11 protein-coding genes are annotated in these 18,540 nt (G+C 59.0%); 5 read left to right on the top strand and 6 right to left on the bottom strand.

Going from position 1 to position 18,540, the window contains the following annotated elements; all coding sequences use genetic code 11:
• The first annotated feature begins 141 nt into the window (after positions 1–141).
• Both VN887_17635 and VN887_17640 read left to right on the top strand, forming a co-directional pair.
• Positions 142–3,480, top strand: coding sequence for an FG-GAP-like repeat-containing protein (locus VN887_17635; protein ID HXT41834.1), 3,339 nt, complete (start codon positions 142–144; stop codon positions 3,478–3,480).
• Positions 3,481–3,507: 27 nt separating this feature from the next.
• Positions 3,508–4,767 (top strand): molybdopterin-dependent oxidoreductase, encoded by a 1,260-nt coding sequence (locus tag VN887_17640; protein ID HXT41835.1) that lies wholly within the window; start codon positions 3,508–3,510, stop codon positions 4,765–4,767.
• Between the two features lie 154 nt (positions 4,768–4,921).
• Here VN887_17640 and VN887_17645 read toward each other — a convergent pair whose 3' ends face one another.
• The gene (locus tag VN887_17645; protein HXT41836.1) at positions 4,922–5,983 is read right to left on the bottom strand and encodes a PA0069 family radical SAM protein; all 1,062 of its coding nucleotides are present in this window, start codon (positions 5,981–5,983) and stop codon (positions 4,922–4,924) included.
• Between the two features lie 131 nt (positions 5,984–6,114).
• On the opposite strand from VN887_17645, the gene VN887_17650 reads away from it, so the two are divergent.
• Positions 6,115–7,644, top strand: coding sequence for a S8 family peptidase (locus tag VN887_17650; protein ID HXT41837.1), 1,530 nt, complete (start codon positions 6,115–6,117; stop codon positions 7,642–7,644).
• A 74-nt stretch (positions 7,645–7,718) separates the two neighbouring features.
• Here the strand turns inward: VN887_17650 and VN887_17655 are convergent, their stop codons facing one another.
• From VN887_17655 to VN887_17665, 3 genes are all read right to left on the bottom strand, one after another.
• The gene (locus tag VN887_17655) at positions 7,719–8,786 is read right to left on the bottom strand and encodes a dihydrodipicolinate synthase family protein (protein HXT41838.1); all 1,068 of its coding nucleotides are present in this window, start codon (positions 8,784–8,786) and stop codon (positions 7,719–7,721) included.
• Positions 8,783–10,111 carry a ThuA domain-containing protein gene (locus VN887_17660; protein HXT41839.1) on the bottom strand — a complete coding sequence of 443 codons (1,329 nt, stop codon included), beginning with the start codon at positions 10,109–10,111 and terminating at the stop codon, positions 8,783–8,785. The genes VN887_17655 and VN887_17660 overlap by 4 nt, the downstream gene beginning before the upstream one ends.
• Positions 10,112–10,357: 246 nt before the next feature.
• Positions 10,358–12,958, bottom strand: a complete 2,601-nt coding sequence (locus VN887_17665) for an Ig-like domain-containing protein (GenBank protein HXT41840.1) — start codon at positions 12,956–12,958, stop codon at positions 10,358–10,360.
• Positions 12,959–13,806: 848 nt separating this feature from the next.
• Here VN887_17665 and VN887_17670 point away from each other — a divergent pair.
• Positions 13,807–15,642, top strand: a complete 1,836-nt coding sequence (locus VN887_17670; protein HXT41841.1) for a S8 family serine peptidase — start codon at positions 13,807–13,809, stop codon at positions 15,640–15,642.
• 15 nt (positions 15,643–15,657) lie between these two features.
• Here VN887_17670 and VN887_17675 read toward each other — a convergent pair whose 3' ends face one another.
• Together VN887_17675 and VN887_17680 are read right to left on the bottom strand one after the other, a co-directional pair.
• Positions 15,658–15,876 (bottom strand): hypothetical protein, encoded by a 219-nt coding sequence (locus tag VN887_17675; protein ID HXT41842.1) that lies wholly within the window; start codon positions 15,874–15,876, stop codon positions 15,658–15,660.
• Between the two features lie 18 nt (positions 15,877–15,894).
• Positions 15,895–17,451, bottom strand: a complete 1,557-nt coding sequence (locus VN887_17680) for an altronate dehydratase family protein (GenBank protein HXT41843.1) — start codon at positions 17,449–17,451, stop codon at positions 15,895–15,897.
• A gap of 252 nt (positions 17,452–17,703) precedes the next feature.
• Here VN887_17680 and VN887_17685 point away from each other — a divergent pair, with 252 nt between their 5' ends.
• Positions 17,704–18,279 carry a PEP-CTERM sorting domain-containing protein gene (locus VN887_17685; protein HXT41844.1) on the top strand — a complete coding sequence of 192 codons (576 nt, stop codon included), beginning with the start codon at positions 17,704–17,706 and terminating at the stop codon, positions 18,277–18,279.
• Positions 18,280–18,540 lie beyond the last annotated feature (261 nt).

Raw genomic sequence — 18,540 nt, forward strand, 5'->3', positions numbered from 1 at the left:
GGTTTCTCCATGCGTTGTAGTATGGCATTCGAGTGGTTGCTGATCCACTCGAAAGTGATGGGAGAAAGCGTCACGTAAAGTGCCTGCTTGACGACGAGGGAAAGCCTTGCCCTCGCTGGTCCCTGCGCTACTCTGCCCGCCATGAAGCCCAGCGGTACCGATCACTCCGAGCGCCGCGTTCCAGCTTATTTTTTTATCGCCCTCGCGGGCGCTCTGTTCGCGCTTTTTTTCGTCTTCTGGTTTCGGCGGCAATCTTCGGGCGGCGATGAATTTGCCCGGCTGATGAACACCGGCAAGGGCTACTATGAACAGGGCGAGGCGGCCAGGGCCATTGACGCGTTTCAAAAAGCGGTCGCCCTGCAGCCGACTCATCCCGACGCGCTGCTCAATCTCGCCAATGCCTGCCTGCTCGCGGACCAGGGCGAAAACGCAGTCCAATTCGCGCAACAGGTGCTGGGCATTGACCCGCAATCGGCCGCGGCCTGCTATGTCGCCGGTTGCGCGAACCTGCGGCTGCGGAAGTTCGAGGAGGCGGTCAGGTTCCTGCAGCAGGCCAAGGACATTGACCGCAAGGTGAACGCAGTCAGCTTCCAGCTCGGGCGCGCGCAAATGGAACTCGGGCACTTCGAGGACGCGGCCCGCGAGTTTTCGGAAATCGTCCAGTTTGAACCGGACTATCCGTCCGCGAATTTTTTTCTCGGCCAGGCACTGTTGCGACTGGGCCGCCAGGAGGAGGCGAAACAGGCGCTGGATCGTCATCAACAGTTGATTTCGGGAAAACCAAACCCGCCCGCGAATGCCGCGACCTTCGAGCGCTGCGTTTACACGCAAATGCGCGTCCCGTTCCAGCTGGAGCAGCCGGAGCGGCGCGGCGTGAAGGTCGTTTTTGAGGACGCGACGCAAAACGCCTTCGGTGGCACGGCCAAAAATTTCCACGGACCAGTCGGGGTGCTGGACATCAACCATCGCGGAGCGAACGACCTGTTCGTTGGCGAGGGCGATGGCGGTTTTCGCGTGCTTCTGAACACCAATGGAACGTTCCAGCCGCAGGGCGAGCCGACGACCGGGAAGCCTGGTTCAAGGTACACGCGTTGCCTTGTGGGCGACGTGAACAACGATCGTTACGACGATGTGCTGGTGCTCGGTGAATCGGGGCTGCGGCTCTTCAAGTTTGCGACTAACGGCGTCGCGACCGACGTCACCCAGTTCTCGCGGCTGAACGATTCGCCCGCCGTTGACGGCGCGCTCGTCGATCTCGATTTCACGGGCAAGCTCGATTTGCTGCTCATTACGCCGGGCGACCGCAAGGTCCGCGTGCTGCGCAACCTTGGCGCCAGCAGCGGCAGCCCTTACTTCAAGGACATCACCGCCACGTCTGGGGTGCCCGCGTCCGTGACGGGCGTGGCGCAACTGGTCGTGGACGACTGGAACAACGACGACGTGATGGACCTGTTGGTTGCCCGCGACGCGCAACCGCCCCTCGTGCTCACCAAGGCGCGCGGCAGCGTGCTGATGGAGACGAATCCGCCTGCCGGCTGGCCGCCGGCGAAGGCGATCGCGACCGGCGACCTCAACAATGATTTGCGAACGGACGCAGTCCTCGCCGCGGCGGACAGGCTGGTCTGTGTTTTCAGCGGATTGACGAACCGTGTCGAGCTGCCGCTGGGAAATTTTCATGTGAACGGCTTGCTGCTCGTCGATTACGACAACGACGGCTGGCTCGATGTCTGCGCGTACGGGGACGGTTTACGGATCTGGCGGAACCTGGGCAATGCCGGTTTTCAGGAAACAACCAGGGAACTCGGGCTGGACGGACTCGTCAAAGGCCGGGTCGAATCCGTGGCCGCCGCGGATTTTGACAATGACTGCGATACGGATTTGTTGCTCAGCGTCGAAGGGCAGGGGCTGCAATTGCTCCGCAACAATGGCGGCAACGCAAACCAACAACTGAAGCTCCGGCTGGTCGGCAACCGATCCAACGCCAGCGGCCTCGGCGTGCGCGTCGAAGTCGCCGCCGGGCGATGGCGGACGATGCGGACCGTGCAGGCGCTTCCGGCCGAGATCGGGGTTGGTAAACACGGTCAGCTCGATTCCGTCACGGCGCACTGGTTCGACACCATGATGCCGATCACAGAGGCGAGACTCGACCGCTGTGAGCCATTGACCTTGGTCGAACTGATGCTGCCGACCGGTTCGTGTCCGTATCTCTATGCGTGGGACGGAAAACATTTTCGATTCGTCACGGACATCCTCGGTGCAGCGCCGGCCGGATTACGTTTGACCGATGATCGTTTCATTGAGGCGGACGAGGACGAGTTCGTGTGGCTCGGCGACGAATCGATGTTTCAGCCGCGCGATGGAAACTACCGGTTGCAGGTCACGGAAGAACTGCGTGAAGTGCTTTATCTGGATGCGGCACAACTGGTGGCCGTGGACCATCCGTTGGGGACGGAAGTGCACACAACCGGAAAACTGCTTCCCGGGAAACCCTTTCCACCGCACGAAATCGTCACACTGCACAATCGTCATGCGTTGAAGCAGGCGGTGCGCAGTGATGGTGCGGACGTGACCACCGCCCTGAACGACAGTGACGGACATTTCGCTTCGCCGGTTCAACTTCGCATTCCTCAATTGCGTGGTCTGGCGGAGCCGTGGAGCGTCACGCTCGACTTCGGTCCGCTGACCGTTGATCGCCCGCTGATGCTGGCGCTGACGGGATGGCTGCGTTTCGGCGGTGGCATGGCGAACGTCGCGGCGTCGCACGATCCGAATCTTCCGTTTCCGTTCCCAACGCTCGAAGCGGAAACGGCACGGGGTAGGTGGGAGCCGGTCGATGTGGTCGTCGGCGCGCCGTGCGGAAAAACGAAAACTATCATCGTGGATTTGACCGGTAAATTGCCGGCGGGCAGTCGTCGTTTGCGCCTGAGCACCGCGTTTGAAATTCATTGGGATCGCATCGCCTTGTTTGAGCGACTGGATGACGCGGGCACGAAGATCGCGCGGTTGAATCCCGACGTAGCCGATCTGCATTGGCGCGGCTTCAGCCGGTTCGAGGATTTGCCATCGTGTTTCCCGCTGACTCCAAATTACGAGAAGGTCGTTCAGCGGGCGAACTGGCGTATCACACCGACGGGTTGGTGCACGCGTTACGGTGACGTGAGGCAACTGGTCGAGCGCCGTGACGACGCGCTCGTGTTGTTGAATGGCGGCGATGAACTCACGCTAAAGTTCGCCGAGAATCGGTTGCCGGCGAAACTGTCGGGACACACGCGGGACTTTTTCTTCTATTCGTCCGGTTGGGACAAGGACTCTGACTTCCATTGCGAAAAGGGCTGGCTGGTCGAGCCGATTCCGTGGCATGGCATGAACGACCAGCTTTATGGCCGGCAGCAGCGCCCGGTCATCGATGGCGATTGGTGGATCAAGAAATACAACACCCGTTGGGTCGGGCCGTTGACGCTGGATCGCCGCAGCCAGTGAACGCCGGTGTGTTTTGAAAACCACACCATGAACAACCCGGAACAATTCCTTCGCGACCATCGGCAATTGACGCGGCGATATTTTCTGTATCTTGGCGTGGCAGGCGTCACTGCACTGGACTTTTTGCCGCTGACCGCCAACGCCAAACCACCCGCGCCCGCGCTGGCCAAAGCCATCAAAGAACTCGAACCCTGGTTCACGCCTCCGGAGAAATTCCGAGACGTGTCACGGGGCAAACCGCTGCCGCACTCACTGCCCGATGAGAAGAAACGGCAGGTCGGCCTCACGCGCGAGACTTGGAAACTCGAAGTTGTTTCGGATCCTGACAATCCGGCGAAGATCGGCCACCCCCTCACAAAGAAAGTCGGGACCGCCCTCGATTTTGATGGACTGATGAAGCTCGCCGAAAAACACGTCGTCCGGTTTGCGAAGACGATGACCTGCCTGAACATCGGCTGCCCGCTCGGCACCGGGATCTGGGAGGGCGTGCCGCTCCGCGAGGTGGTCTGGCTCACACAGCCGCGTGAGAACCTGCGCCGCATTTTTTATCACGGCTATCACAATGACGATCCTCAGCAGATGTTCCGGAGTTCGCTGCCGGTTGATCGCGTGCTCGAAGACCCGTTCGATCTGCCGCCAGTGATCCTGTGCTACAAACTCAACGGCCAATGGCTCGACAGCGAGCGCGGTGGCCCGGTGCGCGTGGTCGTGCCCGAGGCCTATGGCTTCAAATCCATCAAATGGGTTACGCACGTTGTCCTCAGCAACCTTTTTCACGCCAACGACACTTACGCCGAGGGCAACAACGACGTGGATGGCTGGCTCAAGACTTTCGCCGCGACAATCTCGGTCCCGCGCGAGGTGAAGGCCGGGCAGCCGATCCCGGTCACCGGCTACGCTCAAGTCGGCCTGGCCGGGTTGTCGAAGGTGCAGGTCTGGATTCAGTCGAACGCCGTCGAGCGGCCGGCCGGCGATCCGTACTTTGCTACCGCACCATGGGTCGACGCCGAAATCCTTCCGCCGCCGAAGCACTGGGGCGCTCTGCCGGGCGGGAAAATACCCGCAGGCACCATGGGTTTTGACGACGCAACCGGTAAGCCGCGTACGTGGCCGATGAAACTGACGAAAGTGCATTGGGCAGCGTTGCTACCCGGCCTTCCTGTTGGCGAATACACCTTGCGATGCCGGACGATTGACGAGAAAGGCAATGCCCAGCCGATGCCCCGCCCGTTCCAAAAGTCCGGCAACGCTGCCATCGAGTCTGTGGAAATAACCGTGAAGTCGTGACGCTCCCCGTCTTTACGCGTTCCTATATCCACCCGCGCCGCTCACGGTGGCCGCAAACCTTATTTTGCCCCCCGCCGGCAGAACCTTGTTTTCCTCGCAACCAAAAGCTTGCGGCTACATTGCGCCCCGGTGCTCTGGGATTCACGCCGTCAGATCAGTTGAAAAGCGAGAGTTGTCGCCCCGGCGCCCGGCGAAATGCTGCGGCTGATAGTTTGGGCCGGTTGCCCTCGATGCCGGCCTTGCGGCAGGCAACGTTGAACATCGCGTCAATCTGTTCGGCGAAAATGCCCTCGCCGCTCATGCGCGAGCCGAAGCGCGGATCATTCAGTTTGCCGCCGCGAATGGCGCGGACGCGATTGAGCACCTTGTCCTTCCGGTCGGGAAAACTCCGCGCCAGCCACTGCTCGAACAGCGGCGCCACGGCGTAGGGCAATCGCAGAACCACACGGCTGGCGAATCGCGCGCCGGCTTTGACCGCAGCGGCAATAATGGCGGGGATTTCGTGATCGGTAAGACCAGGGATGACCGGCGCGACCAGCACGCCAACGGGAATGCCTGCTTTGGACAAAGTTTCGATGGCCGACAGCCGGCTGGCCGGAGGCGACGTGCGCGGCTCCATTGCCTTGCGGAGTTCAGGATCAAGTGTGGTTACGGAGACGAACACAGCCGCGGCGTCGTGCTTCGCAAGTTCGCCAAGCACGTCGGCGTCGCGCGTTACAAGATGATTTTTTGTTACGATGCCGACCGGGTTGCGGAATTCGACCAGGACCTCCAGGCAGCGGCGCGTCAGTTTCAGTTTGCGTTCCACCGGCTGGTAGCAATCCGTCACGCCGCTCATGGCGATGGTTTGAGGTTTCCATTTGGACGAAGCCAGTTCGCGCCGCAACAACTCCGGCGCGTTTTCCTTCACCATTATTTTCGTTTCGAAATCGAGGCCGGACGAAAAGCCCAGGTATTCGTGAAACGGACGCGCGTAACAGTAAATGCAGCCGTGCTCGCAACCGCGGTAAGGATTCACGCTGGCTTCAAAGCCGATGTCGGGACTGTCGTTATAGTTGACGATCGAATCGGAATGATCCTTGAAGAACTGCGTCCTTGGCGCGGGTTCGTCGGGATCATACCAGTCCGGGTCCGGTTCGAGTGCGATTTTTTCGAAGCGGTTCGGCGGATTCTCCGCCGCGCCGCGCGCGTGTGGCCCTGATTGAACCGGTTGCATGGTGAGTGAGTTTTCGAAATATGGCTCATCGAGCGACACAATCAACTTTTCGAGTAAGAAAATTGAAATCGATGAGGTGTTTGTCGTAATCAGGCACAGATCGGTGGTCGTTAAGCATGGACTCTGCAATCATGTCGCTACGATTTGCCCGCGGAACATTCCCTGCCCGGTGGCGGGCCGGATTGGCCGTGGGAGCGGGAGTTTTGTTTTATCTGTGGCTCTCGCAGAGAGAGGGCGTTGCGCAGATTTCAAATTTTTCTTCGTCACAGGCTACGGCAGCGGCCTATCGTCCGGACCGGATTTTGATTCAACCGAAAGCGGGAATCAGTCCGGTCGCGCTTGCCAGCTTTCACGCGGCGCAAAAAAGCGAGGTGTTGCAAACATTTGCAGAAATCGGCGGCTTGCAGGTCTTGCGCGTGCCCGCGGAAGAAACGGTGCCCGGTCTTATTGCGAAATATCAGCAGAGTGGCTTGGTCAATTTCGCCGAACCGGATTATTTCGGGAGGGTCTTTGCCACACCCAATGACCCGAAGTATTTGGATGGCACGCTGTGGGGGCTGAACAACACCGGGCAAAACGGCGGCACCGCAGATGCAGACATAGACGCGCCCGAGGGCTGGGACGTGCTGACCTCGGCGAGCAATATCATCGTGGCGGTGTTGGACACGGGAGTGCGCTACACGCATGAAGACCTGGCGACGAACATGTGGGTGAATTCCAGCGACGGCGGCCACGGCACCAATGCCCTCGCCGGCACGACCGACCCGAGCGACGACAGCGGCCACGGCACGATGGTCGCCGGAATCCTGGGAGCGGTGGGCAACAACGGAAAGGGGGTGACCGGCGTGGCCTGGCAGGTGCAAATCATGGCGTGCAAGTGCTTCAACAACTTCGGCGTGGGCGACGTCTCGGCCGTCGTGGCCTGTCTGGATTACGCCCGCGCGAACGGAGCGAGAATCGTCAACGCGAGTTGGGGATTCACCAACTCCCTCGCGTTATCCAACGCGTTCATCAGCGTGCGTGACGCGGGCATCGTCGTTGTTGCCGCTGCCGGAAATGCCGGAACCAACATTGACATCGCCCCCACTTATCCCGCGAGCTACGATTTCGACAACGTCGTCACGGTTGCGTACACGACGCGCAACGACGCGCTGGGCACGAACTCCAACTACGGCGCGGCCAATGTGGACCTGGCAGCGCCGGGAGAAAACATTTATTCGACCTTTGGTGCGACGGATTCCTTTTATTACTCGAACACCGGGAGCTCGTTCGCCGCGCCATACGTGGCGGGTGCTCTGGCTTTGATGCTAGCCCGATACCCCGCGGAAGCTTATCGGCAAATCATCGATCGCCTCTTGAATGCCACGGACCCATTGCCGTCCCTTTCAGGCAAATGTGCGACGGGCGGCCGCCTCAATCTGCGAAACGCGCTGAGTCCGTTCGTCAGACTGGCGGTGATTCCGGCCACGGGTGCCGGGCCGTTTCAACTGCGCGTCACTGCCGATCCCAACCGAACTTGTATTATCGAGATTTCCACCGACCTGGCGAGCTGGTCGCCCGTCCTCACAAATGCCACTTCCGCCGGTGGAACTTTCGATTTTACGGACGACCTGTCTACGAATTCGGCGAGAAGATTTTATCGCGCCGCCTTCTCTCCGTAACCTCGCGCTTTCCTCTCGTGAAGTATTTCCCGTTCTGGAATCCGTTGAAGGATGGAGCGGGCGGCGAGGCGGTGCTATTCGAGGTAGCCTTTGCCCGGCATCAACCCGTGACGCGAAAGCGCGTTTCCGGTCGCGCGGATGACCTCAGGCGGCAAAAAAACTCCGGCGTGCAGGCGTGGGGGCGGCGCGGCATCCGCCCTGGGGCCGTGGGCAAAGAAATGGTCGATCGCCTTGTTTGCGTTGGCGAACGGGTTGCCCTGAGGCAGACCGGTGACGATGCCAAAGACTTCGTTGATGCATGCGGTCAGGCGTTCCGACATCTCCCGGGCCGCCTTCACGCGCCGGCCGGCAATGTCTTCGACGATCTGATGGAATTCACGCGCGAAGCAGTTGGCCGTGCTCAACAGAAAGCCATCGTACGGTCCCCGGGCCGCCTTCAGCCAGCGGACGTAGTCTCCTTCCGCGCCGCGCACGAGGAAGACATTCTCCAGTTTTTGACCGGACAACGCCACGTGGTCCGCCCCGCTCGTGTCCTTGAACAGGATGAAATTTGGAAATCGCCGGGCCAGATCGGCGACCAGTTCGGGCGCCATTTCATTTTGAGTGATCTGGGGCAATTGATAGATGGCCGTTGGCATTCCGACCTCCAGCAAGGAACAAAGCTCCGCCTTGATCCTGTCCTGGGCCAGGTCGCTTCCCCGTGGAGGGCAAAAAGTGAAACCACGGATGCATGTGGCGGCAAGCTCACTCGCGGATTTTTCGGGACTGCGGGCTTCAAAACGGGTCTTGAGATGCGACACCACGAGATCGGAGAAAGCCCGTCGCATTTCAGCTGGGTCTGTCTTGAGCACTCCGATGAGCAAATGCAATTTCAGTTTCCCCACCTGTTTCAAGACCATTTCCAGCAACCGGCGCGTTTCGTCATCGGTCAGTTCCCAACCGTCGCCGGTTGATCCTGGAATCAGAAAGCCTTTGATGTGCGGCGACAGGTGCCGGAGGTGCGCCGCCATCCTGTGCTCATCAATGGCGCCCTCGCGATCATAATGCGTCACGAGCGGACACCACAACGTGGGGACGCCACTCGGGAACAAGCGGGACAACAAAGCCCTCCGCGCGACGGCGGTCTGTGTCGGGCGGCTCATCGCGCACTTCTTCCTTCGTAGCCTGCGAGCGGCTTGCCGTCGTCGCCCAGTTTCCCGCAGGCCCAGAGCAGGCCGTTGGCGAGAAGTTGAAGATAATCGAGGGATTCCACGGTCTTGAGGTCGTGGCCGAGCGTTGTGGCGAAAACGCGCCCCTGCCCGAACTGCCAGGTCCAGCAGACGACGTGTTCGCGGCCGTCGCGCGGGCTTTTCGCTTTGAGCAGTTGATGCGACTGCGGCTCGATGGAAATGGTTTGATAAAGCTCGTCGCCGGGCGTTTTCCAATCGTCAGGGAACGCCTTTGTGATCGGATTGTTGACCTCGAGTTTTATCACTGCGAACGGGCCGTACGGGTCATGCACCTTCGACCTCATGCCGCAGCAGGTTTCCCATTCGTGCACGTGCGACGACTGCCGGAACGCATGTACGGCGCAGTGAATCATCACCGCCGGTTTGCCGTGGCGCACCGCCTGCATCGCATTCGTAAGGACCATGTCCGGCGCGTCGTCGAAGCAAACGTCGTAAATCACCAGATCATAAGGGCCGGCGAAATTCGCGTTGGTCAGGGCGTTCAGGTCAAATGCAGTGGCGAACTCGACGTTCGCCCGTTTGCTCAGATTCTCAGTGAGGTAAGGCGCGAGTTTTTTGTAGTCGTGATAACCGCCACCGGTGAGGAAGAGGGCTTTCAACGGCGCGTTGGAGGCAACCGGTTTTGCCGGTGTGCCGCCGGAAAGCGGACGAATTCTGATGGAGCGCACCGCGCCGGTCGTTTGCCAGGTCGCCAGTCCGAATGGCTTCGACAGGTCAATATCACCCGGACGAAGCGAGATTCTCCGGTCCACGATCGACTGATCGACAAACTTTTCGTTGTCGATCCATGCTTCGATCTTTCCTTTCGTCACCCGGAGCCGGATGTGGAACCAGTGGCCGGTATCGAACTTCATGTACTTAGTTGTTTCGTTTTCAGATGCGTCCAAGCCGTCGAGACTGGACAATCCGACGACTCCGCCGCCCCAGCCGCCGGCGATCAGCGTGCAAAAAGAATCTGCCACGGGGAAGGTGAGGCCGCAGAAAAAATCGCTGCCATCGACTTTCATCGCTTCGAGTTCCACCTCGTAGTCAATCTTCGGCAACTCGTTGGTCCAACTGACGCCGGTGAGCATCGCGCCGGTGTGAATCATGAGCTGGCCGTTTTCGACGTTCACCTCGCCGTGTCCGGCAAAGTCCGTGATCTTCCATCCTTTGAGCGTCTTGCCGTCGAACAGGCTTTGCCAGTCGGCGGCGTGGCTCACCCCGCCAGCGGTGGCGAACACGAGAATCGCGACCAACAGGATCGCGTTCCTGCGTGGTGCTTGGCGCCATCTCCAAAAGGGCGAATTCAGGCAGAACGCGAAAAGGCGCCGTAGCGTATTCGATGGACTTTGCATTTCAGTTTTTTCTTTGCCCAACAAGGTTTGCGCCTCTTTTTTCGCCCAAACAAAACAAAGAGTCGAGGAGAAGAAAACGGAAAAAGCGGCGCCAGAATCAGTCCATTCTGGAGCCGCTGAGCGCGGAACGCTGCGAAAGGGGGCGAGTTACCTCGCAGGCAGGGCGTCGATGATGTTCTGTGCTTCACCGACCAGCGCCGCCACCGTGGCTGGATCCACTTTCTTGCCTTCGTTCACTTGGACGTTTTTTTGGAATTCCCGCAAGCGTTTGACCCCGGCATCCATCCTGCCCCGGTCGAACAGACGAGCTGCCTCGCGCAGGACCGCGAGCAGTGAAGTTTTTTTGCCGTGGGAAATATTGGCGTTACCCACGTCGTCCATCACCTGATGAGTGGCCTCCGTAGCGGTGATGACGCGGATGGCGATGGCGGCACTGTCGCTCAGGGATCCGTCACTGACGACAAGCGTAATGGCGTGCGTACCCAAAGCCAGAGACACGTGACCAACGACGCCGGTACCGATTGTCCCCCGAACGGCCTGCCAGGTGTAGGTGAGGGGATCGTTGTCCGGATCGTTCGAGCGCGACCCGTCCAGCGTGGATGTGGCGCTCACATTGTTCGGCGAAATGAGCTGAGTGACCGTCGCGGTGGGGTCAGCCTTCGGTGGGTGGTTTGAGTGTGTGACCGTGAGGGTGAATGAAGTGCTGGCCGTTTGCAGACCGTCGCTGACTGTGACCGTGATTGTCACGGTGCCGGACTGCTTCGCCAAAGGTGTGACCGTGATCGTGCGGTTCGCGCCGGAGCCGCCGAAGCTGATGTTGCCATCCGGCACCAGGGTCTGATCGCTTGACGAGCCCGAAACAGCCAAACCGTCAGGGTCGTTGTCAACGTCGCTCACTGTAAAGGCAATCGGGTCAGTGGTCGAGTTTTTGGCCATCATCTGATCAGGAATGTCGCTGATCGTCGGGCCGTCATTCACGGGTGTGACGCTGATGCTGACAGTGGCCGGCAAAGAATCCACAGTGCCGTCATTCACGCTGAAAGTGAAACTGTCGGAGCCGTTCGCGTTGGCATTAGGTGTGTAAGTCAGGTTCGGCGGCGTGCCGCTTAAAGTGCCCTTCGTCGGGCCCGTCAATACGGCGAACGTCAACGGGCTGCCTTCCACGTCGCCGCCTGTCAGAGTGATCGTCACAGCGTTGTCTTCGAGCGTGGTAACCGATTGGCTGTTCGCCACGGGAGCATCGTTGACCGGCGTGATGGAAATCGAAACGGTGGCGGGAGTGGAGTCCAACTGGCCATCGTTTGCCTTGAAGGTAAAACTGTCGGAGCCGTTCGCATTTGGGTTCGGCGTATAGATCAGATTGGGCGATGTACCGCTCAAAGTGCCGTTTGTCGGCCCGGTTACAACCGCAAATGTCAGCGGATCACCTTCCGCGTCGCTGCCGGTCAGCGTCACTGCCGCGGCAGTGTCCTCGGCAGTTGTGATCGACTGTGGATTTGCCACGGGCGCGGTGTTCGACGAGGAGACTTCATAAACGTAAGCCGCACCGTCCTGGAAGTAGAAACCCAACGGGGCACCAACGAGAATCGTGCTGCCGCTCACCGCGACCGCGTAACCGAAATGATAGTCATTCGCTATGTCGGAAGCGCTGAACTCGGAGTCCTGAGACCAGACGCTTCCAGCGCGTGTGAAAATGTAGGCCGATCCGCCGTGTGAAGCGAAAGAATTGTCGAAGACAGATCCCACAATGGCTGTGTTGTTGTTCACGGCGGTGGAATATCCGAAGTAGTCGAACGCGGCGGGATCATCGGCGACGAGCAGGCTCTGTTGGCTCCAGGCCGTTCCGCTGCGAACGAACACATAAGCGGCCCCGGCGAAATCCGCGCCGGAGTGACGTTGTGGGGCTCCAGTTACGATTGTATCGCCGTTCAGGGCCACGGACCAGCCCAGGTTATCCGAAGTAGCCGCGTCGGCGGCTGTCAACTCCGCCTGAAAATTCCAGGTGGTTCCGCTGGCTGTGAATACATAAACCGCCCCGGTGTCCGCGAGAGAGAGATCGTCGTCGAACGGCGAGCCGACCGCCAGAGTCCCGTTGTTAAGCGCGACTGAAAAACCGAACTCGTCGCCGGGTGCAGGTTCGTCCGAGCTCAATCGCGCCTGCTGCGACCAGACTCCGCCACTCCGTCCATAGACATAGACCGCCCCTTCATCGCCAAAAGCCAGTCCGGTACCAATCGCGCCGATGGCGAGAGTATCACGTTCGACCGCCACCGAGGCACCGAATTGGTCATTGCCGATGGCGTCAGTGGGCGCCAGTTTCGTTTGCTGGGTCCATGTTGAACCACTGCGGACAAATACGTAGGCGGCGCCGGCGTTCACGCCTCCCGACACGGTTGAAGGTGCTCCCACGACGATGGTGTCGCCGCTGATTGCAACGGCCGAGCCGAATTCACTTCCGCTGGATGCGTCGGCCGCCGTCAACTTTGCCTGCTGGGTCCAGGTGGAACCACTGCGAATGAAAACGCACGCGGCGCCGGCGTTGAATCCAGCATCGGAGTCGAACGGAACACCAACGACCGCGGTGTCACCGTCGATCGCGACGGCCGATCCAAAGTGTCGAAAGCCGGCGAAATCGCTCGCTGTCAATTCCGTTTCGGTCGAAGGCGCTGTGGCCCTCGAAGAGACAGGAGATATCAGCAACGACATCGTCGCCAGGACCGTGCTTGCGGCAACAAAACTCCTTTTCATACGAATTCCTTCTGATTACCCGCATAACTTTCGCCTGACACAACAGGCTTGGCTGAGTTTAGCAGCCGTGATGCCACCTCCATCAAGCGAACCGGACAACGCGAGTGTGTGATAATCGGTCGCGATGTCCCGAATTGCGTCAAACGGACCTGGCTGTGGCTGGAGAGAAAGAGAACTGCTGTGAGGTCAATCTTTTCAAGCCTCGGACCGGCGTCTGGATTTCGCTCACGGAGCGATTGGCAGTTCCGACCTGATGAAAACCGCCTCCGAGCTGTCCAGTTATTGGGGCGGTGGCCGCGCCGGCATTCTTAATTTTGCTCCGGCCCAACATTGCAACGATGCGACAATCGTTGGACGCGAGCGATACATACGGGCCCGATTTTGCCGGCGGGGCTGCGAACCAAGAACGGCGCGGGGAAAATGGAAGGACTGTGTTCAGATTTCGCGGCGCACAATTACGGACTGATTCACCGCGTGAACACGACAGTGCTTGATTAACGTGAATCAGGTGGTGCTTCGGATCATTTTCCTGCTGCGCTTCTTTCGTCTAATCGGCCGTGACGCGCCGACAGGCCCGTTTCGGAGGGACCGCGTTTTGGCACACGCAGCACGAAAATCGACACGCGGACGCGCGATCATTTGTGCACGGAGAAATAGGTTTCGCGATTGGAGAAATTATTTCGGCGGCAAACACGCAGAAAATCCATCTTAAAAGATTCGCCGTTCTCATGCCCGCAAGCATCGAGAAGGTGCGAAGGGATCTGCAAGGAATCGCGGTGGCATCGTTGCTGCTAACCTTTGGTTGAAACCGGAGCGTCACGCTTCGGTTGAGTAATTTGTCTCTCGTAATGAAATTAAAGTTGTGCGCGTTCTGGTCGGTCTTGACGTTTGTTTCCGCAACGGCAATCAACGTGTCAGGAGAAGAAACCCAGCCCTATGCCGTTCCGGGCAGGTTTATCGTGGTCCTCAAGCACGGTCACTCGCCTTCCGAGGTCGCGAACAAGCACGGTCTGACGACGCACCATGTGTTCTCCCATGCGCTCAATGGGTTTGCCGCGGACGTCCCGGAGGAGCGGCTGGATTCGCTCCGGCGAGATCCGCAGGTCGAATACGTTGAGTCCGATTTGCAGATGTTTATCGCCGCGCAAACCGTTCCCACCGGAATCCGGCGGATCGGGACCCTGCTTTCTTCGATGGCGAAAATCGACGGGCTTGATGAGCGGGTTGATGTTGATATCGCGATTCTGGATACAGGCGTCGCGCCTCATCCCGACCTGAACATCTTCACCAATGTCAGTTTCGTCGCCGGTCAAACCACCGACGGCAACGGCCACGGAACGCATGTCGCCGGCATTGCCGCCGCGCTGGATAACGCGAGTGGTGTTGTCGGCGTGGCGCCGGGGGCGAGGCTTTGGGCGATCAAAGTTTTGGACGACGCCGGTTCTGGCACCACGTCGCAGATCATCGAGGGCGTGGACTTCATCACGCAGAATGCAGGTCGCATTGAAGTCGCCAACATGAGTCTGAGCGGCATTGGCTACAGTTCTTCGTTGCGCCAGGCCATCAGCAACAGCGTCAGCAAGGGCGTGGTGTTTGTCGTCGCCGCAGGTAACGACAGCCGGGACATCTATGGACCGGATGGTGTTCCTGACACGTCCGACGACTCGATCCCTGCGGCTTATCCCGAAGTCATGGCGGTGAGCGCATTGTCGGATCTGGATGGAGTCGCCAGCGCTGACGACAGACTTGCCGATTTTTCCAATTACAGTCGCTATGCGGTGCCGGGTGGCCTGGTCAATTCGCCCGGGGCCGCGATTGATCTGGCCGCGCCAGGCGTGAACATTTACTCGACCTATCTTGGCGGCGGTTACGCGACCATGAGCGGCACGAGCATGTCTGCGCCGCACGTTGCTGGGGCGGTTGCGCTTTATGTGGCAGCGCATGGACGCGTCACGAATTCGGCCGGAGTTTATGCCGTTCGACAGGCGTTGATCGACCTTGCCCAGCCGCAGAGCGCGTGGGGTTCGGCCAACACGCTTGATCCGGACCTAAACCACGAGGGACTGGTTTACGTGGCGAACATCGCATCGCCGGTCAATAATTCTCCCGTCGTGGTGATTAACGCGCCCGTTTCCGGTTCCAGCTTCGCCTACAATTCCACGATCACTTTTACAGGAAGTGCGAACGACGCGGAGGATGGAAACCTGGGTAGTGCGCTAACATGGACGTCGAGCATCAACGGCCTGATCGGCACGGGCGCCAGTTTCAGCCGGGTTCTCAGTCCGGGCACGCACACAATTACTGCGTCCGTGACGGATTCCGGGGGGAAGACTGCCAGCTCTGCGGTGTCTATTACTGTTCTCAGCCCTCCGTTACAAACGCTGTACGTTTCGGTGGTCACGGACAAATCCAGTTATGTGAACAGGAACAAGGTGTATATCACGGTGACAGTGGCGGCCGGGACGAATCGCGCCGCGGGCGCCGCCGTGCACCTCGATCTGACGACTGCGGATGGCGGGCACGTGTCGAGTGATACGACGTCGGACGCCAACGGGATCGCCCGCTTCCAGTACACAATCAATACGAAACGGGATGGTGTTGGGACCTACTCTGCGAGGGTTACGGCTTCCAAAGCCGGATATAATCCAGGCAGCGCCACCACCAGCTTTATAGCGACCCGATAACTGGCGCTGCGTCCTTCAGTAACCCTGTTTCTTGAGCAAGTAAATCGCGACGAGAATGCCGATGGCGGCGAGTGACATAACAATTGCGGATTCGATGAAGTAGGAAATGCCGATGAGCAGCAAGCCGCCGAATAACGGGATGAGCGACTGTTGTTTCTTGCCGTAGATGAAGAATCCGAGGCCGACCGAGCCCCAGATCAGGGATGCGACGAGGTAGTGTGCGCTGATGGGCATTTCAGTGGGTGTTGACCATCAGAACGTCGGGCCGAGAATCCACGGAGCAAATTCTTCATCACCGATGCCGGCCAGTTCACTCTTTGTTTTTTCCCCGCCCGCCACGGCGATGATTTTCTCGAAGATGCGCCGGCCGACCTGTTCCACTGTCTCCGCACCGTCCAGAATTGTCCCGGCATTGATGTCCATGTCGTCCTGCATCCAGTTGTACAGCGCCGTGTTCGTCGCGACTTTGATGCACGGCGCCGGCTTGCAACCATAGACGCTGCCCCGTCCAGTTGTAAAAACGCCGATGTTGCACCCGCCACATACAAGGCCTGTCATGCTGACCGGATCGTATCCCGGCGTGTCCATGAAACAGAAGCCGGCCGACGTGATTGGCTCGGCATAATGATAAACGGCGGCGAGCGGCGATTGTCCGCCCTTCGCTACCGCCCCGAGGCTCTTCTCATAAATGGTCGTAAGGCCGCCCTCCTTGTTTCCGTAGGATGGATTGTTGTCGATGGTGGCGTTGTGCTGGCGGGCGTGTTCTTCCCACCATCGAACACGCGAAACCAGCTTTTCGCCCACTTCGCGAGTGACCGCCCGGCGGGTGAGCAGATGTTCCGCACCGTAAATCTCGGGCGTCTCGGCGAGCACCGACGTGCCTCCATAACGGACCAGTTCATCCGACGCCACGCCGAGCGCGGGATTGGCGGTGATGCCGCTATTGCCATCCGAGCCACCGCAGTTTTCCGCGAGAATCAATTTGCTGATCGGCTGCGGGGTGCGGTGGAGATCGTTGGCAGCGGGCAGCAATTTCGTCACGGCAGCCGCGGCCGCATCCACGGTGCGCAGGACGCCGCCCGTACCCTGGATCGTCAGGAACGTGGGCGCAGTTTCGCCCGGCTTCAATTCATCGAGCCGGTATTCCTTGCGAATGAACTGGACCTGATTGACTTCGCAGCCGAGGCCGATCATGACGTAACCGGCGATGTTCGGGTGGCGCGCAATGCCTGCCAGCACGCGCATCAGCAACTGGTGCGGTTCACCGGGCTGAATCGCGCAACCACTTTTGTGCGTGAAAGCGATGACCCCATCCACGTTCGGAAAATCACGCCGGAAGTCTTCGGTCCTGAATCGGTCCTTCACGTAGTGGGACACCGACGCTGAACAGTTGACGCTGGAAATCACTGCGATGTAATTGCGGGTCCCCACACGTCCGCCGGGACGCGCGTAGCCTTGAAATTGACGCTTCTTCTCCGCCGGATAGTAGTCCACAGGCCTGGCTTCGGCGCAAAACTGATAGTCTCGCGAGAAATCCTTCATTACGAGATTATGGGTGTGTACATGGTCGCCTGCGGTAATATTTCCCCGGGCAAACCCGATGACCTGGCCGTACTTTTTCACCGGTGTGCCGTCGGCAATCGAAGTGAGGGCGATTTTGTGGCCGGCCGGAATGTCGCGGCCCACGGTGAGACGAATCGAGTCATTGAACAACTCCGTACCGGCGCGGACCGACCGCTTGATCACTGCGACGTCGTCGGTCGCGCGGAGTAATAATGCAACGGTATCGAATCTTTCTTCTTTGGCCATACGTTGACTGCTCGCGTTCGGCGCCAGCGAAGTAATGCGCGAATTTAAGTCATCGCCTGTGCCGAGTTCGATCAAACCATACAGCCGACATGTTTTCGTTGTCGAATGTCAAAAGAGTGTGGGTCCGGACTTGAGGGTCTCTTGACTTGCCCGTTAGCGCGGCGATATATTACGAACATCGAAGGAAAACATTTCGCGGTGGATTTGGAAAACCTCGATCTCAAACACGGTCAAAGATAACTCTACGAAGTTATGAAAGCAAAGATCTCTATGTTGGTGAGCTTTATTGTCGTCCTCACGGCCTCCGCTCAGGGCACGGTCAACTTTGCGAACACTGCGACTTCTCTTCTCATTGAGGGGCTCGGAGGTCCTCCAGTTCCGGTTGGTCAATTTACGGTAGAGCTTCTGTATTGGGCTTCCGATCCAGGCGCAACGACTTGGAGTTCAAGCATAGCCGGATTAACCTCGATAAAGACCAGCGCTAATTTTGTGAGCCCGGGTCGCTTCATTGGCGGTGTGGCGACCACACCAGCCACGACGGCGGGTGGTGCTACTGCATGGTTTGCGGTTGTGGCATGGCAAACCAGTTTTGGATCTTACGATGCCGCCGTCACAGGCGGTGGGTTTTACGGTTATACTGGCGCATTCCAGAACGCGACTGGAAACCCTAATGCGGTTCCGCCCGGCCCAGCGGCGGCATTGAATGTTTTCACTGGAAACAACAATATACTACTGGTTCCCGAGCCGTCGATATTGTGGCTCAGTGCCGTTGGCGCGGCCGGGATGCTGTCGTTCCGTGGTCGAAAGACAACCATCAACAAGGGCTAGGTATGGAAAGCCTTTTCTCTTTTTTGGCAAGCTTCGCTGTCGCCCTCACGGGCTCCGGTCACGGCACGGTCAACTTTGCCAATACGTTCTTGCCATCCTTATCATGAAGCGCTGGGGATACCGACAGGATTGGACGGCCACCCAATCGACGTTGGTTAGTTCACTGTCGAGCTTCTGTATTGGCCAGCGGATCCGGGAGCGGTGAACCTGAACTCAAGCACAACCGGAATAACTTCGATAAAGACGAGCGCTAACTTCATT

Source organism: Candidatus Angelobacter sp. (assembly GCA_035607015.1).
In the GTDB taxonomy this organism is placed as follows: Bacteria; Verrucomicrobiota; Verrucomicrobiia; order Limisphaerales; family AV2; genus AV2.

Bases quoted from the DNA above. Each gene is read 5' to 3' on its own strand.
- VN887_17635 (HXT41834.1), top strand. From the start codon at position 142: ATGAAGCCCAGCGGTACCGATCACTCCGAGCGCCGCGTTCCAGCTTAT.
- VN887_17640 (HXT41835.1), top strand. From the start codon at position 3,508: ATGAACAACCCGGAACAATTCCTTCGCGACCATCGGCAATTGACGCGG.
- VN887_17645 (HXT41836.1), bottom strand. From the start codon at position 5,983: ATGCAACCGGTTCAATCAGGGCCACACGCGCGCGGCGCGGCGGAGAAT.
- VN887_17650 (HXT41837.1), top strand. From the start codon at position 6,115: ATGTCGCTACGATTTGCCCGCGGAACATTCCCTGCCCGGTGGCGGGCC.
- VN887_17655 (HXT41838.1), bottom strand. From the start codon at position 8,786: ATGAGCCGCCCGACACAGACCGCCGTCGCGCGGAGGGCTTTGTTGTCC.
- VN887_17665 (HXT41840.1), bottom strand. From the start codon at position 12,958: ATGAAAAGGAGTTTTGTTGCCGCAAGCACGGTCCTGGCGACGATGTCG.
- VN887_17670 (HXT41841.1), top strand. From the start codon at position 13,807: ATGAAATTAAAGTTGTGCGCGTTCTGGTCGGTCTTGACGTTTGTTTCC.
- VN887_17675 (HXT41842.1), bottom strand. From the start codon at position 15,876: ATGCCCATCAGCGCACACTACCTCGTCGCATCCCTGATCTGGGGCTCG.
- VN887_17680 (HXT41843.1), bottom strand. From the start codon at position 17,451: ATGGCCAAAGAAGAAAGATTCGATACCGTTGCATTATTACTCCGCGCG.
- VN887_17685 (HXT41844.1), top strand. From the start codon at position 17,704: ATGAAAGCAAAGATCTCTATGTTGGTGAGCTTTATTGTCGTCCTCACG.